The 26708-nt window shown below is 41.1% G+C and carries 24 protein-coding genes; 14 read left to right on the top strand and 10 right to left on the bottom strand.

What is annotated here, in order from left to right; all coding sequences use genetic code 11:
• Positions 1 to 825: 825 nt before the first annotated feature.
• The 6 genes from ABLV64_RS05000 to ABLV64_RS04975 all read right to left on the bottom strand — a co-directional run bounded on the left by ABLV64_RS05000 (position 826) and on the right by ABLV64_RS04975 (position 7105).
• Positions 826 to 3264: an Ig-like domain-containing protein gene (locus ABLV64_RS05000; protein ID WP_348843322.1), complete on the bottom strand. Its 2439-nt coding sequence runs from the start codon at positions 3262 to 3264 to the stop codon at positions 826 to 828.
• Between the two features lie 160 nt (positions 3265 to 3424).
• A complete protein-coding gene (locus ABLV64_RS04995) occupies positions 3425 to 3883 on the bottom strand; it encodes a hypothetical protein (protein ID WP_072072313.1) in 459 nt (152 codons plus the stop codon).
• Between the two features lie 257 nt (positions 3884 to 4140).
• Entirely contained in the window at positions 4141 to 4269 is a 129-nt protein-coding gene (locus ABLV64_RS04990) for a hypothetical protein (RefSeq protein WP_004196653.1), read from the bottom strand.
• A gap of 41 nt (positions 4270 to 4310) precedes the next feature.
• Complete coding sequence (locus tag ABLV64_RS04985) at positions 4311 to 5489, bottom strand: hypothetical protein (protein ID WP_004196657.1); 1179 nt, start codon at positions 5487 to 5489, stop codon at positions 4311 to 4313.
• Positions 5490 to 5616: 127 nt separating this feature from the next.
• Positions 5617 to 6381: a hypothetical protein gene (locus tag ABLV64_RS04980; protein ID WP_065813338.1), complete on the bottom strand. Its 765-nt coding sequence runs from the start codon at positions 6379 to 6381 to the stop codon at positions 5617 to 5619.
• A 55-nt stretch (positions 6382 to 6436) separates the two neighbouring features.
• Complete coding sequence (locus ABLV64_RS04975; RefSeq protein ID WP_014386506.1) at positions 6437 to 7105, bottom strand: hypothetical protein; 669 nt, start codon at positions 7103 to 7105, stop codon at positions 6437 to 6439.
• Between the two features lie 1274 nt (positions 7106 to 8379).
• On the opposite strand from ABLV64_RS04975, the gene ABLV64_RS04970 reads away from it, so the two are divergent.
• From ABLV64_RS04970 to ABLV64_RS04925, 10 genes are all read left to right on the top strand, one after another.
• Complete coding sequence (locus tag ABLV64_RS04970; protein WP_004026504.1) at positions 8380 to 8748, top strand: hypothetical protein; 369 nt, start codon at positions 8380 to 8382, stop codon at positions 8746 to 8748.
• Between the two features lie 101 nt (positions 8749 to 8849).
• Positions 8850 to 9152, top strand: a complete 303-nt coding sequence (locus ABLV64_RS04965) for a type IV conjugative transfer system protein TraL (protein ID WP_016947303.1) — start codon at positions 8850 to 8852, stop codon at positions 9150 to 9152.
• An 18-nt stretch (positions 9153 to 9170) separates the two neighbouring features.
• Positions 9171 to 10031 (top strand): TraE/TraK family type IV conjugative transfer system protein, encoded by an 861-nt coding sequence (locus ABLV64_RS04960; protein WP_038990191.1) that lies wholly within the window; start codon positions 9171 to 9173, stop codon positions 10029 to 10031.
• A 1-nt stretch (position 10032) separates the two neighbouring features.
• A complete protein-coding gene (locus tag ABLV64_RS04955) occupies positions 10033 to 11202 on the top strand; it encodes a type-F conjugative transfer system secretin TraK (protein ID WP_029505575.1) in 1170 nt (389 codons plus the stop codon).
• Positions 11199 to 11717 carry a hypothetical protein gene (locus tag ABLV64_RS04950; protein WP_029505576.1) on the top strand — a complete coding sequence of 173 codons (519 nt, stop codon included), beginning with the start codon at positions 11199 to 11201 and terminating at the stop codon, positions 11715 to 11717. The genes ABLV64_RS04955 and ABLV64_RS04950 overlap by 4 nt, the downstream gene beginning before the upstream one ends.
• Complete coding sequence (locus ABLV64_RS04945; RefSeq protein WP_348843323.1) at positions 11677 to 13047, top strand: TrbI/VirB10 family protein; 1371 nt, start codon at positions 11677 to 11679, stop codon at positions 13045 to 13047. Before ABLV64_RS04950 ends, ABLV64_RS04945 begins: the two co-directional genes overlap by 41 nt.
• A gap of 2 nt (positions 13048 to 13049) precedes the next feature.
• A complete protein-coding gene (locus ABLV64_RS04940; RefSeq protein WP_016947308.1) occupies positions 13050 to 13514 on the top strand; it encodes a hypothetical protein in 465 nt (154 codons plus the stop codon).
• A gap of 2 nt (positions 13515 to 13516) precedes the next feature.
• Positions 13517 to 14368, top strand: a complete 852-nt coding sequence (locus tag ABLV64_RS04935) for a disulfide isomerase (protein ID WP_029505578.1) — start codon at positions 13517 to 13519, stop codon at positions 14366 to 14368.
• A 9-nt stretch (positions 14369 to 14377) separates the two neighbouring features.
• Positions 14378 to 15115 (top strand): type IV conjugative transfer system lipoprotein TraV, encoded by a 738-nt coding sequence (gene traV / locus ABLV64_RS04930; protein ID WP_004181797.1) that lies wholly within the window; start codon positions 14378 to 14380, stop codon positions 15113 to 15115.
• A 44-nt stretch (positions 15116 to 15159) separates the two neighbouring features.
• A complete protein-coding gene (locus ABLV64_RS04925) occupies positions 15160 to 17877 on the top strand; it encodes a TraC family protein (RefSeq protein WP_038990197.1) in 2718 nt (905 codons plus the stop codon).
• Positions 17878 to 17903: 26 nt separating this feature from the next.
• On the opposite strand, the gene ABLV64_RS04920 is transcribed toward ABLV64_RS04925, so the two are convergent.
• The 4 genes from ABLV64_RS04920 to ABLV64_RS04905 are packed head-to-tail and all read right to left on the bottom strand — an operon-like array spanning position 17904 to position 20288.
• Positions 17904 to 18320, bottom strand: coding sequence for a hypothetical protein (locus ABLV64_RS04920; protein WP_014386510.1), 417 nt, complete (start codon positions 18318 to 18320; stop codon positions 17904 to 17906).
• Entirely contained in the window at positions 18292 to 18792 is a 501-nt protein-coding gene (locus ABLV64_RS04915) for a hypothetical protein (RefSeq protein ID WP_038990199.1), read from the bottom strand. Before ABLV64_RS04915 ends, ABLV64_RS04920 begins: the two co-directional genes overlap by 29 nt.
• Positions 18779 to 19495, bottom strand: coding sequence for a hypothetical protein (locus tag ABLV64_RS04910; RefSeq protein WP_110437869.1), 717 nt, complete (start codon positions 19493 to 19495; stop codon positions 18779 to 18781). The genes ABLV64_RS04915 and ABLV64_RS04910 overlap by 14 nt, the downstream gene beginning before the upstream one ends.
• On the bottom strand, positions 19485 to 20288 hold the full coding sequence (locus ABLV64_RS04905) for a metallophosphoesterase (RefSeq protein WP_065813431.1): 804 nt from the start codon (positions 20286 to 20288) through the stop codon (positions 19485 to 19487). Before ABLV64_RS04905 ends, ABLV64_RS04910 begins: the two co-directional genes overlap by 11 nt.
• 682 nt (positions 20289 to 20970) lie before the next feature.
• Between ABLV64_RS04905 and ABLV64_RS04900 the strand changes: the two genes are divergently transcribed.
• The 4 genes from ABLV64_RS04900 to ABLV64_RS04885 all read left to right on the top strand — a co-directional run bounded on the left by ABLV64_RS04900 (position 20971) and on the right by ABLV64_RS04885 (position 26701).
• Positions 20971 to 21429, top strand: coding sequence for a hypothetical protein (locus ABLV64_RS04900; protein WP_004196672.1), 459 nt, complete (start codon positions 20971 to 20973; stop codon positions 21427 to 21429).
• On the top strand, positions 21404 to 21808 hold the full coding sequence (locus tag ABLV64_RS04895) for a hypothetical protein (protein ID WP_004181792.1): 405 nt from the start codon (positions 21404 to 21406) through the stop codon (positions 21806 to 21808). The genes ABLV64_RS04900 and ABLV64_RS04895 overlap by 26 nt, the downstream gene beginning before the upstream one ends.
• Positions 21796 to 22332: a hypothetical protein gene (locus ABLV64_RS04890; protein ID WP_004181791.1), complete on the top strand. Its 537-nt coding sequence runs from the start codon at positions 21796 to 21798 to the stop codon at positions 22330 to 22332. Before ABLV64_RS04895 ends, ABLV64_RS04890 begins: the two co-directional genes overlap by 13 nt.
• A 127-nt stretch (positions 22333 to 22459) precedes the next feature.
• Positions 22460 to 26701, top strand: coding sequence for an Ig-like domain-containing protein (locus ABLV64_RS04885; RefSeq protein ID WP_004181790.1), 4242 nt, complete (start codon positions 22460 to 22462; stop codon positions 26699 to 26701).
• The last annotated feature ends 7 nt before the right edge of the window (positions 26702 to 26708 follow it).

The following is a 26708-nucleotide window of genomic DNA, read 5'->3' as shown; positions in this document are numbered from 1 at the left end:
CTGTGGCTTCTGGTAACCGACTGCGAACAACGGGGTTGTTTTCACCGGCTGCACATTATGAGTCTGGTGTGGCTTCAGGTATCATCCTGCGAACAACGGGGTTGTCTTCACCTCCTGCACATCATGAGTCTGCTGTGGCTTCAGGTATGCGTCTGCGAACATGGGGTTTTACTTGCTGCGCATCGGGGGGCTGATGAGGCTGGAGGTATCTGACTGCGAACAACGGGATTGTTTTCACCGGCTGCACATTATGTGTCTGCTGTGGCTTCTGGTATCCGACTGCGAACAACGGGGTTGTTTTCACCAGCTGCACATTATGAGTCTGCTGTGACTCTGGTATCCGACTGCGAACTACGGGGTTGTTTTCAACTGCTGCACATCAGGAGTCTGATGAGGCTTAAGGTATCTGACCGCGAACAAGGGGGTTGTTTTCAGCTGCTGCGCATCAGGAATCCGCTGAGGCTTAAGATATACGACTGCGAACAGGGATCGTACTGCATATGTGGGGCATCATCAGAATTTAGAGGCTTCCGGGATGTAGCTGCGAATAACGGGATGATTTTATTCATACAGGTCTTCATGAGTAAGTTAAGTCACAAGTAAATCACCGGGAAGAGGGGGGGTGTTCAGCATATTATCACTTCAGGTAATTGCGGAAGCTCAGGGGATGACTGGTAAATATCGAAGGGGGAGGATATGTGAAAAAAAAAGAAGATGGGTTTTCAGGTCATGTAAAATAAAAGGGGAGGGGGCTAGGCATATCAGCCATCTTTATTAAAAAAATACAAAAACCAGCCAGAAGCTGGTTTTTGGCGTGGTTAATAATTATTTTAGTTGAGGGAATTCAACAATAAAACCGGAGGCACCGACAACGCCAGATACTCCTGGGAATATAGGGACAACAACGTCATTTCCTACAGAACCTAAATCTATTTGAATTTCTTTCGTTTCACCTGGAGAAACAAGGTTTCCAATAACACTAATTGGGAATGCTGAGTCACCCCTAACAGTAATTAAAGCTGTCTGTACGCCTTTTGCTAAGGAACCATCATTACGGCGTAACTGACTTGCTTTAAGAACAGCCAGAGGTTCACCTGAAGAAAGGTTTAAAGGTTTGTTAACCGCAAGGGTATTAAGTTTATCAAGAACAATGAGATTCTTAGGATAATATGCAAAACGGATAGATTTTGATGACTCATTACCTGCATCATCTATAGCTTTAACTACAAGTGTGTATTTATCAGTTTTTTCATCAAGTGAAGGAAACAAACGAGGATAAAGTGGTGTGTATGAACCATCTGTGTTATGGGTAAATCCTAATTCTACATCATCTGATGCAGGGCCTCCTTGAAGAACCATTTGAGAGATCTTGGACTTACTTAAAGCATCAGATACAGCTACTGAGATGTTTTCTAATCCATAGACTGTACTTTCTGATAACAGTGGTTTCCCTTCATACGAAAATGAAATTGAAGGAGGGGAGTTATCTATAATAAGAGATCTGAACGGCAACTGAGAACTGTTGTTAAAAGTATCAGTGGCCCTGAAGGTTAAATCATACTTCCCTTCAGGTATAGCCGATAAATCAAATGCATAAGTATAGTCCTCTCCAGACATCGCGGCTTTTGTGCCCGTCAGAAGAACCGTATTGGAAATTGTATCCAGTATCTCTAGCTTAGAAAGCATCAAGACATCACGCCAATTGCCATTGCCGGGTTGTGTGACATAAACAAGGACAGATTTATTCTCTTCTTTGTAATCATACCCTGTGATCTTAGGTATTAAATCCGTATTCCAGATGCTACGAATCTCAAATTGATTTGATGTAAGTGTCTTATCTTGATTGCGAACTATAAAATAATGAGCTATGTAGCCATTCCCCTTATTTATTGCGTATGAAAAAGGACCAGTGCAAGAACTTTCTCCGGGCTCAATAGTACAAACTTCGTAGCCTTGTGTAAGGTTATAAAATGACTGCACATAATCCCTAGGGTCTACAAACACAGTTATACTTTGATACTCACCTGGCAAATCTATGTTTGTGAATTTCATTGTGCCAGCAGAAAAATCGTCAATTGTTGAAAAGTTTGCTGAGTAGGATTTTATTGATGGGGATTTCGGAGCGATTGAACTTAACTTAACATTATACGAAGCGTTACCTCCTCCGTATTGGTATCCATTATGAATAGTAAATGATGTACCAACTGGGGTGGATTGTTTTATATATACATAACTATTATCTTCAGTAAGCAAAGAACCGAAGGATAAACCAGCTTTGTTATAAGCCCTATAATTATGTTTGGGAATCTTGTACACAAGAGTAACAGGGTTAGTATTAACAGTCATCCCTGCTGAATATTTAATGTAGCCAGACGAAATGCCGGGAACAACACTAGTTGAAGAATTGGGGTCTGCAACTGCAAATAGCTCATATTCACCTGCAGAAGAATCAAATACAAATTTTTGGTCGGGGACTTGAGTAACATTTCCGGCTTTATCATAAAGGAATGCTCGAAAGCGAAACTCTACATCGGCATCCGACACTGGCATCCATGTAGCTTTAGCTATCGCTCCACCACCTTTAGTTATAGGGGCTGTAGCAGCTCTTGACCCATCGTCGTAGGCCATTGTATAGCTGGATTGTATTGATCCATCTGGTTTTATTATTTGAACAATAGCCTTATCAAAACCAGATAGATCATTGATATTCTTAATTGCAAGATTTATGGCAGATTCTTGACCTTGGCCAAGTTCCCAGCGAGGTCCCGTTACAACCATGTTGTACCCAGGAATCCATGGTACAGAGAAGTTATCAGACGTAGGGCCAACCGTATCTATTATAAAAGGATGGGATGTTGTTGAAACAACGGTCGATTTTGAGTCTAAAATCTCAGATTTTATGGTGTAACGACCATCACTGATAGGTGGAATAGTGACAGTCTTTCCGTAAAACATATTTCCATTAGCGGAAGAAATCCTGTCATCAACTGAGATGATACTTGTTGTTGTGCTGTAAACAGCACTGTTATCAGCATCGCGAGTTACGGTTAAGCGGATTTGTTGGTCCAAGCCACCAATGAGGAGAGCGTTAAAATTCCCATGTGGATTAAGATAGGGCGCACTTTCAGGGACACTTTTTTGCGCCCCATTGATATCTGTAAAGGTGTACTCGTATACCCGGGCCTGGGCGTTGGAAAACATGCTCGTGGCTATTGAGAGACTCAAAGCTAAAGCAGAATGATTTAAGAATAGTGAAAAGCGCATAGGAAACCTTTTTATGTGAGAAGCCACGAAAGTTACTTTTCAAAGACACTCATAGGTCTATACGAGAATAGTATCATGTGATATTTCTGGGTTTCCGACATAAGAGAGCAAAAGAAAGAAATGTCACCATCTTTTGATAGTGACATTTTAACTCGGAGGTTCAGCTAAGTTGGGAAAGGATACTTTCTGCTACAGCAATCTGCTTTGTTGAAAGATGACGACCACTTTGAATCGTAAGCGTAAGGCTTTTAAGGAAGGGGTTTTTGTTGCTTGAAGACATGATTTGTCTCTCAAGGGCTGATAAATTTTTTCCTTGACTCTCACGCCAGTGTCGTGAAGAAACAATCTTTTTAGCAGCTAGATAATTCTTTTTAAAAAGCATTTGAAGGGTGAAACACTCTTTTATTAAGGTACCTTGTTTGCCCGTACCTTTACACGCGGAACATTTTCCTGAAGAATTTGCATAACTGATACGATGACGACCTGAGCCTTTACAATATGAGCAGATAAAATTTTTTTCGTACCGAGCAGTGCCGTTGAATTCATTAATATTGAAAACAAGTTTATTATCAATTAACTGACCGTCAACTGAATACCATCTTTCATTCGAATGTGTCATGGATAGGCCCCACCATCTCGTTATGTATGACACAATTAAATCAAATGAAAAAGGCTTGTACATACCCTATTTTAAAAATACAAAAAAGGGAGAACAAGGAGTTAATCTATAGAAATCAAAAACATTCAATAAAAACAGCGGAATTGATTTTATTCAGTGTCTATAACGATAGAGGGCTATTTTAAGGTTAAGTTACAATAAAATAAGGAGCTGTAAAATAGCCCCTTACTTTAAAGACGAGTAGGTTCAAAGAGTAGTTAATCCTCTTCTGGATTAGCCAACGGAAAATTATTCATTGCTACCGGGGGAACCAATACTGCAATAGGTTCTCCATTTTCTGGAAAAGGGGGAATTCCCTGCATCTCGTTGATTTTACTATCAGACATAGCCCAACCCTCTATCATTTAAATTATCTCGTTGTTTAAATTCAAACTGCGGAATGTAAATTCAATAGCGAAAATTCGTTTTCCTGACTTTCTGAAGCGGGCTCCTCCATAGGATCATTAGCTGGCAGCGCATTAGAGTTTACCTCTGATGTTACTGATGGGGCAGAACTAGAAAGTTTTCCCTTTGTTGTTTTACGCTCGAGCTTAGCTTCATGGCCACGAATAGAGTCATCTGAATTAAATATAAGTTCAATTAGATGTCTGTCAACTTCAATATTTATTTTTTCGTTGGGTCCAATCTGATTGAGATCAAACGAAGAGGGAAGTGAGGCTCGTAATCTGTTGCAAACCTCTTTAGTACTGGCTGCGAGATTTTGTGCCAGTTTACGAGGAATTGGTTGCACTCCCAGTGAAGATTTAGTGACCCTGACAGCCTTAGGACTACCATGAGACTTAATTATTTCGGCAACATTCAGAGGAAGGGTATCACTCCCGGTGGAACTATTAATAACCATTATCTTTGCGTTTAGGTCTGCCCGAATTTTATCAAGAGCTTCCTTTTCACCAAGATCACGAATTAATTCAAGACAGAGTGTGTACGAAATCACATCCTGACTAATCAACGTCTTTAATTCGTCATCGATGGTTGCAAGAGAAATGATTTGGCGAACTGCCATTTCAGAAATGTTTTCCCGTTGTGCAACCTGCTCAACAGACATCCCGGCATCATTTACCAGTCTGCTATAGGCAATGCCGCGACCTACGGGGCAAAGGGGGAGAGATTTCGCCCCATCCAGAGAATGCCATTCTTGTTCTATCTCGTCACCCTGGAACTCACGCAATCTAACTAGGATGGGGAGACCTGATTCTTGTTGAGCCAAAAGCGCAGCTCTTGTACGACAGTTCCCCTGTCGAACAAGTGGTTTACCGTCAACAATAACGACAGTTATAGGGTCAATGTCTGCCCCATTCAGAAATGCTTTTTTAAGATTCTGAATATGCTCGGCAGGTTTTGGTAATTTGTAGTATGCCTCTCCCAGACCCATCTCACGGCAGTTCCAGTTTGGAACTAACACTAATGCCCTTGGGTCGATCATAAACGGTTGGCCATTAACCGCTTTGTGGCAAATGTCAGGATTTGCGTCACTAAATTCACGCAAATTTTTGACTAGCCTCCCGTTCCGCTCTGTAGAGATAAAAAAGTCAGCTGTTTGTTTCATTTTCTTACCTATGACTGAACCATTTCTGAAATTAGACTGTACAGTATTATTTTGTAAAAGTTTCTCGCTATGTGGTCAAAAAAGCCAGTTTGGTAAATTTTTTATGAAAGTTACTTTTACTGGTTGTTTACAATGGGTGGAGACCTTCAATTAAAACACTAACACTATGAATATCAAGTATTTTATGCTTTTTAGTGTAGGTGACGAGGCCATGACGGCATAACAACTGTACGTGTTGCAACGTTGCAGGAGCAATGTCGCTAAGGGAAACCTCTTCAGTTTTTGAAAGTAACTTTTGCAGTAGGCTGTATAGTTCCGGGCGCTTGGCAAAAAAGAGAGTTGTCAAAAAAACTGACGCCGAATTAGTCAGTTCCCAAAGTTTGTCAACCACTCTAGGATTGATAGTAACACTAGCCATGCTGATAGACTGAAAATCTATATCGTGACTGATTTCTGTAAAAACCGAACAGGTCTGACAGATATTACTTTTTTGTATCTCGATTCTGAACTCTATGAGTAGCAACAAAAAGTAAGAAACTTCAGCAAGTGTATAGTTGACTTGCCTGATTCCGAGTGCCTGACAAACACGTCCCGATTTTTCTATAAGTTCAACAAGTGAAATATTGAACTGAAGTTCTTGATGGATTGGTTGTCTAGCGTTCAGTCCCAGCAAAATAGCAAACCATAAAGGTTGATACCGTAAATGCATCACCGGTCCGGATAAACAAAACTTAGCCTGTTGAAAGTTACTTTTACCTTTAACAAGAAGTGGAGTGATATCACTAGAGGTGATCTCAACTTTATTTTGATCACAATTAAAGGTAGCTTTATGGTTTTTTCTAAAAAAATCCTGCAATAACCCTAACTCTTTGTAATTCTTATGACTATTCATAACGAGTAAGTATTGCCTCTTTAAAAGACTTATAACTTCTGTTTGGTAACCACTGTCACTTAATCAGAGAAGATGAAATCATTTTCACCAGCAATATACTCATATTATTAACCCAGAGTCGTTTAACAACTTGGACATTGCAATTAATTATATTACCAAGAATAAACCCTGATGGGTGCGTATCATAAGCAATAAAATGGCGGTGGTCAGAGGTCTCCAAAAGTAAAGATGAAAAACTCTCAGAAGAGCATTTTCTGGTGAGCACCTGAATTTTAATTACGGTTAGAGCCAGATACAGTTTGGTACCGATTTTGGCAGTAAAGGGCCGTACTTGAAGGCTGACTGCTGAACTTTTTCTATATCCATTAGGTTTCAGACATCGAAATTGTAACTTTGTAGGAAAGTAACTTTTATCCAATTTTTGGATGAGTGCTGAGTAAAAATTACTTTTACCCTGATTGGGTGCCTCTAAAATAACTTTAAGAAAGCTTTTAATAAGTGCTTGTTCAGGTGATTTAAATGGCATCTGTAGAGAGTTTTTAGAAGCCCACTCGTACACAGGATATACTTTTTCCATAACAGCCGGCAATGAGCCAGAACCCGCACACTGGAGGCAGTTTATACCTGAACCTAAACAGTCAGGGCATGGACGGCGAACTTCCATAAAACCGTCTGAATCCGGTTCAGCATCTGAGATAATTTCATTATCTTTTGTGACCCACATATTTACCCCCCTCACAAATATTCCAATCCTATCAGGAAAAGATCGCTAGGTAAGGGGGTATTTTTATGTCACCAGAACCAGCTGACATCACGAGCAGGGGAGCGATAATACTTCCGATTATCCCTATGGTATCTAGACTATTAATCAGAAATTCTTGAAACAAGACGCCATTACTCCAGCCGCAAAGTTAACCTGTTTAGCTTGAGTCTGTATAGGTATTACGCAGACATTAGAGTGTACGATGTTGTTTATCTGCTTGATATTTACAGAAAAAACTTTGCTAACCAAATCAGCGTCAATTCTTGCGAAAATCTCAGATTCGGTTAGTTTTGAGTTGCGAATAATACGACTTGAATTGTAAATACTGAGCCCGTCAATATTATAACTCAAAGCTAACATGTTGTTATGTATGGTAATTTTAAGATTTAACCCAGCGACCTCTACCATCCGACTTTTCATGATATTCCTTTCATGACAAACATAAGAATTCTCCTAAATTTACATTTAGAAATGGCCCATGGGAAGAGGGTAAAAGCATAAGTTTTATCTTCTATAGCTGATTATGTTCCAAAGTGCTATGTGTAACCGTAGTCATTTAGATAATTATTCCAAAAATAACATTAAACTATTAAAGATCAGTATGTTATGTGGGTTACAAATTATTCAAAATTTCTCCATTTTCTCTACATTCTAGGACCATTTTTGGAGGATTTGTGCGCCTCTTTTGATGACCCACTAATTATGGTAGTTAAGCTGGAAGGGGAAAATTAACACCTGAACTGTATCACAGCCAAAAAGTGACTTTTCTCAACTCCCTGGTTGTCCTTGCTCAAGAAGTGAACATTAAGATGGTGACCAATAGTCACTTTTTTAAAGGACATCGAAATTTATCAGGTCCAAAAGTTACTTTTATGATCGCAAAAACAGTGTTTGCATGGACAAAAAAGTGACTTTTTCGAAGAAACCAAGAATGTACAGGAGGATAAAAAGGATTACGGGAGAAAAGAGGTTGTCAAAATCTACTTTAAAATCAATATGTTTTCTTTGGCAAAGTGAAATGAATGAAACAGAGCGAAATTTGTAACTAATTGATAATGACATGTCGATAAGAAAAAAACTCATTGAAAAGTAACTTTTATAACTTCAGCGTTTTCTCTTTTTTGTTTAAAAAATTTGTTCCTTAGTTTGAAAATAAAAAATTAACCCAGGGTATTCTCCAATTGCTGGTTAGTCACCAGAACACATATACAATATTCGCATTCAGGAGTTTCACAATGATCCAGAAATCAATGGCTATGAGCGGCACTACTGCTAACTACACTCTGGCTGAAAGCCTGCGTAATATGCTTAGCAATAAAATGTTCCAAGTATTTATTGCGCTGTTGTGCGCTGCGTTGTTCTCATCTATTGCTTTGGCGGGCGGGGATGACGGTGCCCTGGGTGAAATTTGGACCCAACTTTCAGAAGCTTTAAGTGGCGCGCCCGGGAAGGCCCTGGCCGCATGTATGCTGATCTCTGCATTCTACTTCTCCATCGGCCGTCCGAACCCGGGTTTGGCACTCGTTTCATTCCTTATGATGATGATTTTGGCTAACGGCGAAAAAATCATCACCGGATTCCTTGATGCGGGTGTTGTGCTTTAAAAAAAATTTTTGCTAAACGAGCAAAACAACAATTTGGGGACGAAAGTCCCCTTTTTATTACCTGTACAATAGAGAGCATGATGACTACTGGTGGTAACTGAATGGAAAATAACTACACATACCGCTTTCCGTACCGGATTAATTTACCTTTGCTGATTCTCTTTTTTGATGCAAAGCAGATTGGTGTTGTTATGGGACTCCTGGCATTCGGGAACATTTTTGAATGCATGACGATAGCCACAGTAACCGCAGTTGTTTACTGGGTCTCATACAACAAAGCTAAGGAAAGCTCTGTACGGGGGAGATTGAAACATAAACTTTGGTGGAATGGTTTTCTTCCTGGAAGAACTGTTTTCCAGAGTCGATATTTCTCTGATCCCTTTATGAGAGTGCTGTACAGCTAAATGAACCCCGGAGAAGTAATGAACGAGAAAAAGTCACTTTTAGAGAACGTCATGAACTTCTTCAGGTTTGTACCGAAGAAGAAGACAGTTGATAAATCAAAGAATGATGAGGCTGACGACGTCCAGCATGAAAAGACTGAAAGTTACAGCACTGATAAAATTCAGCGTCATAAGTCCATCCTGAATTTGTCAAAAGAACTCGAGTCTCCCAAAGAAGTGAAGAAAACGGGGGCTGAACTTACCTACAGTCAGTTAATTCAGCGTGACAAAAAATTAATCTTAAACAATGGACTATTGACGGTAATTGCTGGCCTTTTGGTAATTAAAGTGGTTTTTTTTTCCACAACAGAGGTCATTGCCATCCCTCCGGATATGACTGAGGAAGTTTCCGTTGCCGGAAGTAAGGCCAGTGAGTCATACAAGACGCAATGGGGGCTATTTATAGCAACCACATTGGGGAACATTAATCCTAAGAATGTTACTTTCGTTACCAGTTATATTCTTAAGATGTTTCCGGCATCTAAACAGAGCGAGTTAGAAGCAGAACTCAAAAAAGCCTCGGATTTAATGCTTGCCAGAAAGGTTGATCAAACGTTTGTTGCAGAGGACGTCAACTTTTTACCCGGTGATAATGTTCTTTATGTATGGGGGACACGCAAAACTAAATTCCTAAACGTCTCTGATAAGGAACAAACTGAGCGTTGGACCTACGAGATGGTTTTGAGTGTGAAAAGTGGGCGACCTCGAATACTGTATCTGAACCAGTATTCAGGGACCCCTAATATCAAAAAAGTCACAGTTAACGGGAAGGTATTGGAAAAAGAGTTCACTGAAAATACCGATATGAACAAGCAACTGAACGAAGCAGAAGCTCAATAATATGAAAAGAAAACTCTTAGGTATACTAATCACATTAAACGTGCTGGCTCCATTTGTTCATGCAGATGAACCGTTCAGTATTCCGGCGTCGGCAGTGAATACACAAGCTTTCGATGAACCACCAGATTCCGCCGAAGCTGTGAATATTGTAACTAATGCAGTTAAACAAGTTCCGGGGACAGTGGCCGTTAATCAACCTCCAATTGACAGCAATCAGCCGCCTGTTAATTCGAACCGCCCAACAACTGCACTACCTGCTGCCCCCGGACTTTCACCAGCGAGTGCTTCTTCACCAGCGGTTCGGTCAATGACCGATTCCCTGTTGAACAATACCCCTTCTGAGGGGCCTGGGCAGAAAGCGGTAAACGAAGCAAAAAAACGGTATCAGCCAATGCAAAACGTCACGGTGCCGCCGGGTGGAAACATTGTTCTCCCTGTTTCATTAGGTTTACAAAACCGTATCCAGACGACATTTAAGAACGTAAGCGTTTCTACAACTGCACCGTCAGAAGATACAACCATCTATGTAGAAGGTGGCAGTGTCTTTATAACAACTGTAAAAGATGCGCCTATAGGTATCATGTTGTCCGAAGAAGGGGTTCCTGAATCAACATATAACCTGACATTGATCCCCATCGATGTACCGGGAGCTATGATTCGTGTTCAAACACAGTTAACGCGTAACATGGCCATTGAACGTGATCGCCATATCGCTGAAAACACAAATAAAGAACTTCTTGAAAAAGCGCAATCGGGTGAGCTTGACGAAAAAGCTATTGCTCAGGATGACCGCAAACAAAGGATAATCGATATTCTTTATCCAGTTGCTAACGGTGAGGTACCTACCGGTTTTGCACTCCAACTAGATAAACTTTCGGTTATACCTAATAACGAAAAATCCCCTTGCCGGTTTAATTTTTACGCAAAACTTGGGCAACGTCTTATTGGGGCTCGTGAACTGGTTGATGTCATTCTTGTGCAAAACACACTGACATATCCATCGGTTGTTGATGACCAAAAATGCATAACACCAGGTGTGATTGCTACCGCAATCTTTGATAAAGCATTCTTACAACCGGGTGAAAAAACTGAGCTGTATATCCTTCGTGACAAGCTTTACCAGGAACGGGAGTCACGTGTAACTAAACGACCAAGTCTGATTAATGAATGACAAAAAAAAGTAACTTTTCAATTTTCACTTGGGGCATTTTGTTCAGTGTCGGTCTAGGGATGGGTTTTTTTATAGGGAATTTTGCAAAGGAACGCACCGCGATGGTTCAAATTGTGCCATCGGAATATACAGTGCAAGAATCAGCGCCCCCTGGCTTTGATGATTTTAAGGTATATGACTCTGACAAATTGCTATCTGATAAGGATTTCACTCGAAAGGGTAGCTTTGATTCAAGACCGGATGAAAGTTATGATGAAAAAAACATCACCACACTTAATCAGAAAACCAATGAACAGGCAATAGAGTCGCCTCACATTGAACTGGATAGTGATAGTCAGTTCTATGAGCAACTCGAAAATAACGTTTTCAAAAATTTACGGGCTGAGCCTCCTTACTCTGTACCGCAGATAGATGAAAAGGTCAGGACATTGAGGGTAAAGAGATATTTACCACCAAGTAATAAAGGTCAACATAATGAAAACTTTGAAGCTGAAGGAATTGTGGGAAGAAAATAAAGCAATTCGAATTGCTTTTTTGCTTGTCCTAGCATTAGCGGCTCTTGTGATGGTAACCTTCACGCTTATGGGCGGTGATGATTCGAGCAAGAAAGCTAAAAAAATTAAGCCTGTGACTAACTTGCTTGACACTTCTTCCATCGTCAATATGGATGAAGAAGGTCAGAAAAGGTTTTTGCAAACAGTTCAGCAGGAAAACCGTAAAGATCAACAAAACATGTTGGATCAGGTTAAGCAAATGGAAAAATATAAGGCCGAAAATTCCAGTGAGCTAACTGAACTTAAAATCCAAATTAAGCAACTGAACCAACAGATCTCTGATATGCAGAATGGAAAGGGACCTGCGAGCAATCGTAGTCTTGATAATCGCGTAGGCCAGCCGGTCTATGAAAATCAGCAGCAAAATCCAGCCTATCAGCTAAACCGTAATGCAGAAGGGAATCGCAATCAGGAAATACCAGTTGCCGGAGGGATTGCGCCTCAACGTACTCAGTTGGTACGCACTATTACCAGCAACAGCATTACCACTGCCAATAACGGTGTACTTGAAGTGACACCAATTGTTGAAAAGAACATTACTAACGCTAATCAAAAGCGGGTCGTTAAAGCTGGACTTGGAGCTGCTATCGCAGGCGATGGTACTAAGCCGGTAGATAGCAATGCTCGCCACTCAAAGCGTGCTGAAGACCAGTATTTGCCTGCTACGTCTCAACTGTATGCAGTTCTGGTGACAGGTGTTGAAGCGCCGACATCATTGTCGTCTCAAGAAGAACCTTTGGGAGTAACGTTCAGGGTTAAACGCGATGTGTTTTTACCCAATAACTACAGAATGGATCTACGTGACTGCAACCTCTTAGGTACTGCTCGTGGAGATATGGCTTCTGAACGAGTCTATATCCGCACAACTAGTCTGAGCTGTGTTAATTCTAAAGGCAAAAGCTTTGATATCAAATTGGAGGCATACGCTGTTAGTGAAATCGATGGTAAAGCCGGTATCAAAGGTACGCTTATCTCAAGAAACGGTAACGCCATTATGGGTAGTGCTTTTGCAGGTGGACTTAGTGCGCTGGCGCAGGGACTTAGCCCAAGCAAAGTTAGCCAGTTGAATATCGACCCTAACTCACAAGCACAATACCAGGGACCTAATATTGGTGCTCTGGGCGCTGTGGGTGCAAGCGGTATGGTCTCGGGAGGATTAAACAAGCTGACAGACTGGTATACCCACATTATTGATCAGCAGTGGCCAGTTGTAGAGCTTTCTCCGGGTATTAATGCGACTTTTGTCGTTCTTAGTGGTGCATCCATCCCAACCAATTTATCGGCGAAATAAACATGACTCAACCAGTAAAAGATGAAGACCATCATGACGCTGATTTTGAAAAAGTGTCAAGCGAACAGAAAAGCCTGACATTCTCACTGTCTTATTCTTTAGTCGAAAAGGCAGTTAAAATCATCATTGTCGTCGCTATCCTGGTATGTATTTCAGTGTATATTGGGAAGAGAATGAATGAAGGAGTAGGACTGTTTCATAAGAGCGTAAAAATTGCCATTCTTAACCCTTCAGCTTTAAATGAACAGTATTTAAAAGCACACAATGGAAAAGGTGAAGGTTATCTCCCTTATATTCGCAAGTTGATGGCACTTTACCGAGCGCGTGATTTCCTGGTGCTCGATATGAATTATGTCATTACACGACCATCAACAGTAAATGAAATAGCTTACATAGATGAATCAGAAGTAGAAAGCGAACTGACTGAATATGGTATAGACCCTAAATATTTTGAGGGTAAACAGTGATTATGAGAAAGTTACTTATCAAGTTGCTCGTGTGTATAGCACTACTCAATTCAACTCATTCTGCTGCAGCTGATAAGTATGATGCAGAAGCTGCGGCGTTAACACACGCTGCTGCTGAAAATGGCCTCGCTTTAAATCAGTCGTCAAGGGGATTAGTTAGCCAGCTTAGTCCTTACCAGCCAAAGGATGCTGTCTACTTACCGACGGGTGGGATTTTTTTATTTGAGGATCAGCGAAGTGGCCTCACCCTAGTTACCACAACGGGTCGCTACTCTTTTTCAGAAGGTAAAGTTTATGATGTTCTCAGGAAAAAACAAGTTCAATCGATATCAGATATCCGAGAAAGTTACTTTTTACCATTGAACGAAGCACCGTTCAAACCTGAGGATGCCTTTACTATCCAGTTCGGGAATCCGTCCCTCAAACGACAGGCAGTTATATTCATTTCTCTTGATTGTCAAGATTGTATTGACTTTCTGAAAAAGATGAATGAAGAAAGGGAACTTGTTCGCTTTGATATTGTTATTTTACCCAGCCCTGGCGAATCAGCTAAACGGGTAAAACAAATGTGGTGCTCTGTTAAAGCTGGTAAAATTACCAATTACGATATTCTTCAGTCGTTATTAGGAAAATCAAAAGATATAAACAACCGGCTTATTCCTCATGAAAATCTGAAAGATTGTTCAGTAGAACCTATCGTTACAGGTCTATACCTGGCATCCATTTATAACGTTCAAGGCATCCCATCTGTAGTTCGTGAAGATGGAGTGTTGGGCAATGGATTACCGACTGATTATAAAAACTGGTTAAAACTGAACTTACAACCTTTGCTTAAAAATCCCTTTAACAAATAAGGTATATAAATGAACAACATCACGAAATTTCTCATGTCTGTTGCTGCGGTGTCTTCTTTATCAGGGTGCATAGGTCAATCTGAGAGCAGCTGCCCAGGTATTGAAAAAGGTGTGCTGTGTATGGGGCCACGGGCAATTATGGAAGCAACTAACAATCATGACGATCTCAAATATTTAAAAAAGGAAGGTGATGAGGGAAAGCAGGATATTGCAGATAGCAAATATCCAACGTCGTTGACTCCGCCACCGGGCGTGCAGTACCCAAAGAAACCGGTAGTAAGTGCTGGCCCTAAACCCTTGTTCACCGGAACTTCTAAGCCGGTGAAGCCGCTGACAACAGCGAGTTATGTGTCGCAGCAGCGCGTACCAGCAGGAAAGGGACTGTATTCAGAATTTGATGGCAAGCCGGTAAACCCAACGCTGAGTTCATATCAAGAGCGTCAGTATCAGGTACAGGGTACGAGACAAGCTGTTATCGCTCCTGAGCCGCTGGCTGTGTTAAGACAAGGCAAAGTTATGCGTGTGCTTATCGCGCCTTACACAGACGATAACGACGCTTTGAACCTCCCTGGCTATGTATATGTCAATGTTAAGCCTCAAACGTGGGTGGCAGGTGATTCAGCATTAAAAAATCCGGCGCGAATTGTCCCACTGGAAATTCAGGAACGCGCTCGTGACAACATGCAGCAGCAGCAACGTAGTACTAAAGGCGTAACGGCGAATGGGGTTACCGGTAGTTCTTTCTAGCCACACGCATAAATATAGTGTTCCACGGAATGTAAGGTAACAGTATGAACAATTCACGTCTCGCAAAAGAACTTGAAAGATATAACTTAGGGCACTTCATTCCCGTGGTCGACAGAATGGTGGATGCCCCTTATTTTTTGCTGGAAGATAACGCGGTAGGTTTCTTTTTTGTCTGCAACCCTTCTCCTGGATTGTATGATAACCAACAAAACCTATTGACGGATCTGTTTAAAATGGATTTTCCTGCGGAGTCCATTATGCAAATGACACTGGCTGCTTTACCGGATGTCAACATATCATTGTCCCGTTGGTTACGTCGCAGAGGTAACAGGATGGGAGGTAGGGATAATGAAAAGGCGGATCTTCTTACCGTATACTCACTGGATTACCTGACAAAAAGTCAATATGAGCCTTTGAAAGAAGCTGATGGCATTAAGATCACGCAAGCTGATGATTTGAAGCTTAGGAATTTCGAGTTGTGGGTAACGGTTAGGATACCTATTAAAGGTTTTTCTCCTAATGAATCCGAATCCATGCGACTGGATGGCCTTTTTAAAGACCTTCTATCTAAACTAGAAGGTTTAACCTTGTCACCAATTGTTGGTAATGCTGACACATGGTTGTACAGTGTTGATAAAATATTAAACCCCGGAAAAGACTCCAGATGGAAATATGGTGGACTTGAAGCTAGTACATTAATGCCATTAAATAATCAGGTCAACATTCCAGGAAGGAAATATGAGGTGGGGGAGGATTATTTCGCGTCATTGTCTGCTGATGATGATGAGACAGCTCAACGATATTTTAAGCATTTGTCGATGACAAAATTCCCTGAATATGTCAACTTTGGTGCTGTTTACGAGTTGGTTGTTGACTGGATGACTGGAAGCAAAACCATTTTCTCTCCTTTTATTATCAACTTCTGTATACAATTCCCGCATCAAAAGAAAATACAGAAAGAGTATCTTCGTTATAAAGCGATAACAGATAATCAGTCAAAAATACCTATTGTTTTAAAATATCTTCCTCGCCTTGCCGATATGGACAAGGATTACTCGGCATTGACTAGAGAGTTGGAGGATAAAGCTAAACTACTACAAACTTACATGACATTTATCGTCATGGATAATACACTGGAAAAAGTGAAAATAGCTGCAAAAAGTCTAATTAACTATTACAGCGAGAAAAAAATCGTTGTGGCTGATGATAGTTATATTTGTTTTTCAGGTGTCATGTCGGCTTTACCTTTATGTAATGATCCGTCGACTTTTAGAGATATGGATCGTGGTGATGTAATGACTAATACGGGTGCGGCTCACCTAGCTCCTATCTTTGGCCCGTGGAAAGGAAACTCCACAAATCCAGTCATTCCATTTGTAACCCGCGAGGGACAGTTGGTTATGATTGATATTTTCGAAACTTCAGCCAGTTACAACGTATGCGTTGGGGCTACCTCAGGGGCAGGTAAATCATTTGCAGCAAACAACATTATTCTCAACTATCTTTGTTCTGGCGAGCATATAAATCCGCTTTATCATTTTGATGATATTAGAGATCTGCTTACGGCAGATAAATACGATCCGCCTCTGGACCTGAATGGCAAATTTAATGCGTCACCAGATGGTGCTCAGGTGTTTGTTGTTGATATCGGACGTTCATATCAAGGGCTTGCTGAGCAATTTGAGGACTCTCAATTTATTGATTTTGGAGTTGACGCTACCTTTTCTCTTAACCCTTTCGCTTTCCTGGTGAGAAAATATACAGGAGATGAATCATTGGAGGGATTAACGGGAAATTCAGGAGAAGAAAGTAAAGAATCAGACATTATTGCTCAAACAATCATGGTTCTGAATCAACTAAAACTAATGGCTTCAAGTAATGGTAACATTAGTTCTTTACAGGAAGCAGTAATGCTTCGTCTTATTGCTGAGGAATCAAATAGCCCTGAAGATGGATATCTTCCTTCAGTTACTGGCTTCGCTAAAAAATGCATGAAGCATGAGAAACAAGAAATTAAAGATATAGGCATTCAACTTGGACCTTGGTGTGAAGGCGGCATTTACGGTAGGAGGTTTACAACATCATTGCCACCCATTAATTTTAATAGCCGCTTCATTGTACTTGAACTTGAAGAACTCAAACCTACACCACATCTTCAGTGGGTTGTGTTAATGTCGATAATCCAGGCAGCACAGCATGCTATGTTTATTAAAAAGGATGGTCGTCGTCGTTTGTTTATACTTGATGAGGCCTGGGAGTATATCGGCGAAAGTAATGGTGATGATGCTGCTGTTAACTTTTTTACTAAATTCCTTGAAGCAGCATGGCGTCGTTTCCGTAAAACAAACTGTGCAGGGATCTGTATTACACAGAGCTTCGAAGACTTCTACAAGTCGCCAATCGGTGTAGCGATAGCCAACAACTCACCATGGAAATTTATTATGAAGCAGAGCCCAGAGGCGATTGATTCAATGGAGAAAAATAAATATATTTCAGCATCAGCATCAGAATATGAACGGATGAAGATGATCAGGACTGTAAAGTATGTTTTTTCAGAGATTATGATTCGTTTTGAGAACGTGCAACAAATCGTCCGTCTTTATGTTGATCGTAAAATGGAACTTTGTTTTACTACAGACCCGTCTGACCGACGTAAAATATGGAACCTTGTTAATGACGGATATACGTATGCCGAAGCAATTGACAGGGTTTATGAAGAAGAGCTAGTACAGTTAGGCATGAAAACAAGGCAGGTTGCTTAAAGAGAAAAGGGGCATAAGCCCCTTTTTTATTGTAAAGTAACAGGTTGTGACATGACTGGACGCAAATCCACAACAACTTTATCCCGTACTTCATCAATATTTACACTTAAGGGATATTCACCAGGAAGAGCGCTAGTGACCACAACGGGTGGACTATTAGTAAAAGCTCTCTCTGCGGTTGGTGCTGGTTTGTATATCATGAGGGCAACATTTCGGTAGTCTTTGTAAAGGATACCAAATGTTTTTCCTTCCTGTGTATCTGGTATATCCACTTTAATTGGTGTCAAACCCATTCTTTCCTTTGTGATCACATTAATGACTACAGCTCCTTGGGGATTTGAGTCAATCGTATAGGTAAAGGCCCATGATGCACTTGTTGTCAGAACAATAGCGAATCCAGCTAAGCAAACTTTTTTAATTCCACGAGCTATAAATAACATCATTAAATTCCTCTTTTTCTTTAGCAGAAGTAAGCTTAAACTGCATCATCACTTCAATAGGGACAGTTGTATCCTTCTTATCCTTGGACAAACCATTGAATGTATTGTTAATGAAAATCAACTTTATATCATCTGTATAGCACAGACCTAATAATGCTACATTAGGAACCATATATGTACTGACTGCAGCGGGAGGAATGAGCAACTCCCCCTGAGACTCATATCCGCAACGATTCCCGTATAAGGAAAGTTTATCTACAGTCATAAACTCATTATAACCATTGTCAATTATTATATATACGTCGATACCTGCATTGACTACGCGAACAGAATATTCCCCTGTAACCTTCCCTGGCATTTCAACTGTTTTAACAGGGCTAAAGTTAATCGCGGGTAGCGTTTTATGCCATCCTGGGGTGTGCTGACAAGCTGTTAGTAAAATTATTACAAGGAACATCAGACTATTTTTCAACATGAGTTTCTCCGCTAATGTTCATTATTATTTTTTCATGTGGATAGGCAACAAGATTTTTAGTGTAATATTGTGATCCCGCAAGCATATCATTTCGGGTAATTATAAAAGCCTCCTTATCAAAGCTCACAGAAGTAAATTTGTCGACCTGTACTTCATAAATACCTTTCTTCAGTTTATTTATATTAGCAAAGCCTGATAGCTTAACAACCTTGTCATCATGTGACATTCTTTTTTGATTAGGTGAAACTTTATATTCAATTAACTTTGTCTCTTTTGCAGCACTAATTGCTTTACCGGGTAAAACAGTAAGTACATTTGGTTTCTTTTTCCCTGTAATGTAGACTATTGGAATGAAATCGTAGAGTTTTTCAGCTTCTTTAATTTTTAGTATGACGTTACTCCCAGGTTCTACCCAAATCATGCCATCATCTTCTGAGAGAAGCGTACTGTGTCCATTTTTTATGATGACAGAGTATTTAATTTCCGGTAAGGAGAGGATTAATGGGAATGATCTTGTGTGATTGCTAATTCGAATAAATTTTGTGTTGTCAATTTTGTTTTTAAAATAACTTGTTTGGACAACAATGTTTTTCATTTTCTGGTCAACCATAACATCAGAACTTAGCTGGAGCTGAGAGCCTGCCATTACGTAGCTTGCGTTTGGTAACAATAAGATAACACAAGCTAAATTCTTAAAACTCATAGCAACTCCCATATTCACTTTCAGTGATGTCAAGAAATCTAATTTTGAAATCCAGTGGTGCATTTGAGAGTCCATCCCAGTTGTTAGGGAACAGACACAAGGTTGATTTAGCTAGTTCAGTTTGCCCTGATAGAATTCGTTTTAATTGATCAGGTTGATGCACTCCTAATACTACAAGCGATATATCATCAATTGTCTTTCCTGATTCTAGAAAATACCTAGTTCTGGTTATATTACTCGCCATAATGCGTAAGTTTTGGTTATCCAACTTGTTCAAGGTTGCCATGAGAGTGTTCCAGTCACCACCATCGTGGGGGATATCTGACGAACCAATTATGTATGTTCCTAGTTTTGTTTTGAGATTTATTACCAGTGGGTAATCGATTTTATAAATATCACGTTCAAGCAAAATCTGGTCGTAAGAGTCATGCCAGCTTCCACCTAAACTTCTCCAGTGTTTACGAGTATGTGTATCCGGAAAGTACCTGAAGGTTTTAAGGTACTTTTGAGTAATAGCATCAGTCATAAGTAATTCATGAAAACCTACCACAGTGAAAAAATGAACTTTCCTGTCACCAAATTTTTTGTAAACCACTGCCTCAAGCAGATGACAGGGGGAAGGGCCCCAGTCAAACAAATTACCAGTAGTTATAACAACCACTTCATCACCGGACTGGGTCAGTTTTGAAAGGCCCTTGAGTAACAGTTCAAAATGTCCATAAAGGTCACTGACGATAAGAATTCGTCCTGTAAAATCAGTAAGGTCAATACTTAGATTTGAAAGAATAGTCATTTATCACCTCTGTGTGATCATACATTTATGAGGGATGTGATGACGTCGCCAGAGAGGAAAAAAGCTATTTTTACAATATTTTTTTTCAGTACATTGTTAGATTTATGTAAAAGTGACTTTTTAATAGTTGATGAGAATCATTCCCATGTAGGCATGTAACACACGTGGTTTAAATGCAACCACAGGTCTGACCTCCAGCGCGGGCTCACTCATTCTTTACAAGGTTAAAGAATTGCCTCAGTGCCACATTCGTAAGCGCAGATCCAGTGAAAAGGCATGTTATCAGCACTTGGCGTTTCGTTATAACTTATTGTTTTAAATGGTGATACTGCAATGTAAAAGCAAGGCATACTCTGATTGCTAAAGTTAAAGATCCTGTTACCAAATCACAATCCAGATTCTTATTCGAGCTAAATTGTGTGCATTCTGATAAAAGTAACTTTTGGCGCGTTGTAATGTGTTCCTTTCGATTGATGATCTAGTTCAACAAGTGAATAATACGAGCCCTTAGAATTATGAGCGGTGCAGATATCGGTAGCTTACATGTTAAGCTAAGATTAGATAAACCTACAGGTTCAGAGCGAAAGTTAACTTTTTCTCACTCTGGCTGAGGTAGGAATACTTTGTTTTTGGTATGATTTTTAGCGACACACTATCCATCAAAGCACATGAGTAACTACAGATGACAGATGGCATGATTTACCATGGGGTACGAAAGCAGGAACTTCTCAAGATTATTGAGCGCTCTGGCTTAAACTTCGAAGAAGCAACCAGTAATTTTGGGTTTGCTGACAACACCCGCAATCCACTTTCTTTGATCCTGGATGGGTATTTTATTCAGATAATTCCTATGGCCCGAGAGGAACACAATTGGGAAATAGCTCCAGTAGATACTGTTATCTTATCCATTATTATACCCCCTTCGCTTGATGAAGACCCAGATGAAAACACGATGACAATAATGTCGGATTGTGGAATAGCTGAGTTTGAACTTGAAGATGCAGGCATCAGAATTAACAGAATGATAACATTTGTAGGTGGTGCTACAGCAGAAAATTTCCTACATCAACTTAGAATTCTTTACATTACTGCATGCCAGACCCAAGGGGGATTTGATGACGATGAAGATAGTGAGTATTAAAAAAGTTAGTTTCTTCATAGTTCCACTTATTACCCTGCTAGGTATTTATTCTCTAACTATGAATAAACCAAGCCTGTCGAGCTTTAAGCAAAACTCGGTTCATGCCGTAAGTCTGGCGGGCGCTGAAACCAGTATGAATTTTAAGATCGTTGATGAAAAAACAATAATGATAAACAACATTCCTTCTATTGTTAAAAAGGAGTACATTAAAAGTCTTAGCTCTACAGAGGTTCCACCTGGTGCTCCATCGGGAGACTATCTAATGCTAGAGACCAGTGCTTATATTTTTGCGATGAAGCAATCTGGAGGGAATACCTACATTGGTCTGGTGAAGGATTTAATCAACGAAGGTGAAGGACATATTTGGTGGAAAATATAAATAATGATGTTCCACAGCATCAACCTTACCGAAATGAAAAGGTATTTAATTCCGGCAAGACTGCACTTGAGCTCAATTATTCTGAGACAAATGGCAGTGTGAATCTTATCCTTGCTGGGCCTTTAGCATCTAAGCCGGGCGCGTTTGACTGGACTGGGCAAAAGGCCTTTTCAACAAAGCTGAGTGATGATGAAGTGATCGCTTTGTGTATGGCGTTTCTTCGCCTTACTCGTGAGGCTGTTCTGAAAGATAAAAAAACAAAGCACCATAATAAGCAAGTCTACAAAAACGTAAAAGTTACTTTTGATGGTAAATCCACAGCAATGTTGGAGGGGGGCGTTGTAGCTATCAACAAAGACGAGCGAGACATTAACTTTATACATAAAATTAGTATTGATCCTGCCGCCTGCCTTCGCTTAGGTCTTTTCCTCTTATCCGTCATACTGGCCCGAAATCCAGGGGTTCCATCTGACGCGGTTCTAACGTGCATGCGTCTTAATGCAAATGCTCAACTACAAAAGTAACTTTTCTGTCCAGCCATTCCCGTTTTACGGGAATTTCAATGAAGATACTTCCCTTAATGGGAAAAATACGCTCTGTTCATAGGATACATTAGATGTAACTATGGCATAACTACGATCAGAGCGTTCCATGACTAAAATTAATAAAATCTCTTTCCTGATGTTCTGTTCTGTGTTCAGTGCTTTTTCAAACGCAGAATCGATAATGGTTTCCGGTACCCTGGAAACGTCATTACCAGATGTCAAATTTTCTACCAGTTCACAAGTAAATACGGCCTTCGTGAAAGAAAGTACGGTTACAGCTATTCCGGTATCTGAGGGATGCGAGGTGTCCTCTGATCCTAATGTCAAAAGTACGGCTGGTAGCCTGAAATGTGTGTTTGAATGGTTACCTAATAATTCCGGTATGCCGATTGCTAATGGGTTCTCACTGAAGGGCATCCCTGCCATCGCTGGGGATATCAAACTTCCATGGCAAATCGTTTACTACTCGGGCTCAGAACGTGAAAAAGTCATAGTCAAGGAAGGGGAGTACAACTTCAAGACTGTTGCGCCTGTAGCTCCTGTGATTACTTCTATAAAAGGTTCAATGAGCAACGGTTCTTCCGGTTCAACACTGACGTCATACATTAAAAACGAGACACTCTCAAATATTGATATAACCGTTGAACCCCGAGACTACGATATGGTCGCGTCTGTCGGTTCTGGGACATCCTGCGCCATTGCTGCAGGAGCCTCAAAATGTTCTATAACGACCGGAAGCGTAGGCATCAGTGATGGGAGTTCCGATTTCGGAAGCAGGGATGTAGGCGTAACCTTAAACTCGTTCAATAATTACTTCTCCCCACCAGTAACCTCTAAGGTGAGATTAAGCTGGGATTACCGCGCTCCAGCGATAGACAATACCTTCTGGAACGTCTCTAAAGAAGCTCGGTCATTCAAGATCGGAGATAAAGATATCTACGTTGCTCCGCAGACGATCGCTGTAGCTGTCTCGGTTCCTGCCCGGTCAGATACCAATGACTGGTGGAAACCTGCTGCAATGTCGCTCACACTTGCTCCTGATGGTAGCTTCTCTCCAATGACAAAAGTTACTTTAGATGATGGTACGGAGCTTAATTTTAACAAAATTTGGTCAACTCCGTCCCGTCGAACTCTTCAACCTGTCGCCGGATATCAGGAAGTTGCGGGTAAATTTGTTTATTTTTTTGATATAAGCGATCTGGCCAGCGCTTCTTACGTTGCAACATATTCTGTGTCTAATACAGCGGGCAATGATTCCAGTTATACCGAACCGGAATCTAAACTTATACTGTCTGATGAACCATCTGTTTCCGTTTTCAAGGACGGCTCAGAGCTTGTTAAGCGGGACCAGGTGTACTTCCTGAATGAGATCGTTATTGCTGCATTCCAGGGCGAAGAGGGTGTTGCCGACATCAAGAGCGTTGTCATTGATAACGTCATGGCTTCATACACTCCCACAAACGTCAAAGGGATCTACCGGTTAAAGCCGATGCCGTCACTCGAAACAAACAAAGTCCATACTTTGACGGTTGTTGCTGAGAATGTTAACGGTATATCCAAAACCTATTCAATCGATTTTACCTATATGCCGATGACTTTCACTCTGAAGTCCATCGAATCAGCGTCTACGATTTACGGTTACGTCCGTCCTTACACTTCGCTGGTTACTCAGCAATCAGGGAATACCTGTAAGATATTCTCTACTGAAGAAGACGCTCAGGCGTTTCTTAGCCAGTTCGGAACTGCGGTTTATGGAACTGCCTGTTATGTTCAGTGGAACAACGTTCCATCTGGTCTCGAATTTTACTCGAAGTCTAAAGTTCCTGGCCTGACGGGTTACTTCTCTAAAGTTGGCGATAACGTCCTTGACTACAACGTCTATGTGATTAATACAAAAGGCTCTAAAGCCATTGCCACTCATAACCGTAAAACCGTTAAAGCCGTTGAACCGTTTGCACCTGAAATTTCATACAAGATGAGTAAAACGGTAGAGACTCTTGGTAAGGATACAGCACTGGTTTATATCACTGGTGGAGACGCAGCTAAGGTGCTTGCAAAATCAGTACCGGCTAACGTTGTCCTAACAACTAAGGTTGAAGGCCAGGACGCTGAAACTAAAACCTACAAGAATAAATCAGGTGGTGATACGCCGGTAACTTATTCTGAGCGTATAAAAGTACCTGCAGCGCCATTGTGGACGCAAACGAATGTAAACATCGAAGCTTCCTACGAAAATGAAGCCAGTATAAAGTCATCCAGTGTGCTCAAAGTTTATACTGTTCCAAACTTCAGTATTCGTGCCTATATGAAAGTTGCAGAGCGTAAATCAGCAACGAGTTTGAAAGTACCGGTATCGGTAAACATCGGCCAATGGAATAACAGCTGTAACTGTACATTGTACGATGCCTCCACAATGGGGCAGTGGGATGTGGTGGTTTACAAAGTTACCTCTAAATGGGTTACGGATGAAGAAACCGGTAAAGATGTTTCGGTAACTGAGCGAACTCCTCTGACCGGTGATCTGCCCGTTAACTCTGAGGGGATTGCGACCGGTGAGCTCAACATGGACGATCTGACTCTGGGTAGTCACCGCATCATCGCAGTGGCTACGGTACGCAGTCCGTTTAAAGATTTTGTACTCAAACGTGAGACATCAACAACAAGTATCAGGGTGTATAAAGGGGCCAACCTCGAAGGTGGGCTGTCTAAATCGCTTATTGTAGGCCGAGTTCCTCTGTCAGCAATGGTCTCATTCAGAACGAAAAGTACCGATGATTATGATTCCCTGAGTCCGACTGAATGGCAGATGTCCAGTAACAATGGATCAACCTGGAATACGCTTGAAGATATGACCGGACTTCGAAGCGTAAGCATCAAACAAAAAGAAGTAGGTAAGTGGCTTTACCGCGCCAAACTGACCAACAAATACACAGGTAAGGTCTCATATACCGATAATCTCACGGTGGTTGCTTACCGGGAACCTAAACCTGTTATCTCGGTTGGAAAGGTTCTTGAGGGGCACAGCATCCCGGTGACACTGACTGATAACAATGAAGATGTACAAGGTAGTGCAGTTGAAGTCCAGTGGTCAGAGGATGGTGAGGAATGGACTGAGGGGGGGGTTAAATACATGATTACGTCCTCGGAGGTGCCCAAGTATATCTTTGCAAAAGTACGGTATACCGAAACCGACGAGATGGCCGGGAAATCGGCCTGGAAAGAAACTCGTGCTCGTGTCACTGTCATTAAGCATAAGAAATTGTCGGTTAAGGTTGAGGGGAACTCGCAGGTAGAGGTAGGTAAAAAAGTTACTTTGCAGGGTACCTACACGAACCCTAATATCGAGTACTCATCTGATGCTAAAGTTGTCCAGGAGTGGGTGCTCCCTGATGGAAGCGTAAAACAGGGGGGGCTGCTTGATACCGTCCTGACCGAAGACATGTTAGATGAACGTGGGTATGCAACGTTTACGTATCAGGCCTACATGCCGGAGGCAAAAGACAGAACCATAGCAAAACGGAAAATCAGCGTAAAATCTTGGGTATACAAATTCCCGGAGCCACGCCTGAATACAAAACTGAAATACACCATGATACCTTCGGAACTCACCGTATCAGTCTCTGGTGTGGATGTTTCTTATCCTGGAGTTGTGTTCACCCAGGACTGGCAATACGACAAAAATGTGATGACGCTGTCCAGCGACAATAACGGGACGAAAGTGTTCCAGGTAACAAAATCGGGTACACATACGTTGACGTATGTCCTGAAGGATAACAGGAACAATGAAGCCCGGGTTGATTACACTTTTATCGTAAACGAACAGAGTCCGATGGAAATTAGCGTTACTCCCAAATACTCTAACAAGTTCATGAGGGCCCCGCTGGACCTGTCCTTGAGGTCCAGTGTTAAGCTGGCCCACTCGGCAGACTCAATTGACAATGTAACGTTTAAGCTGAATGGTAAGCCTGTCGATGGTGGCAAAAATTACTGGTCACAGACGTTTGAGAACATCATGGAAGGTAGTTATAAACTGGAAATGGACGTTGTCAGTACGCAGGGTCAGAGAGGGGTTGTTGTGGTTGATTTTGACGTGATACCGAACACGCCTCCTACATGTAACCTGACATACACTGAAACGCAACTGAGCTGGGCATTTACTGCAAAATGCAGTGATCCTGACGGCAAGATTTCCAGTTATGTTTGGAAGGTGAATGATCAGGTTCGTGGTGTGTTCGGAAGTACTGCAACACTGTCCAAAGCTCAAAATAAGGGTAAGCTGGTGGTGTCTATAACTGCTTACGATGACAGCGGTGATTCAGCGACAAGTTTCATTACGTTGAATAACTGACATAAGT

Source organism: Klebsiella sp. JB_Kp031, assembly GCF_040064295.1.
Lineage (GTDB): Bacteria > Pseudomonadota > Gammaproteobacteria > Enterobacterales > Enterobacteriaceae > Klebsiella > Klebsiella quasipneumoniae.
This window is presented reverse-complemented; position numbering and strand designations above follow the sequence as displayed.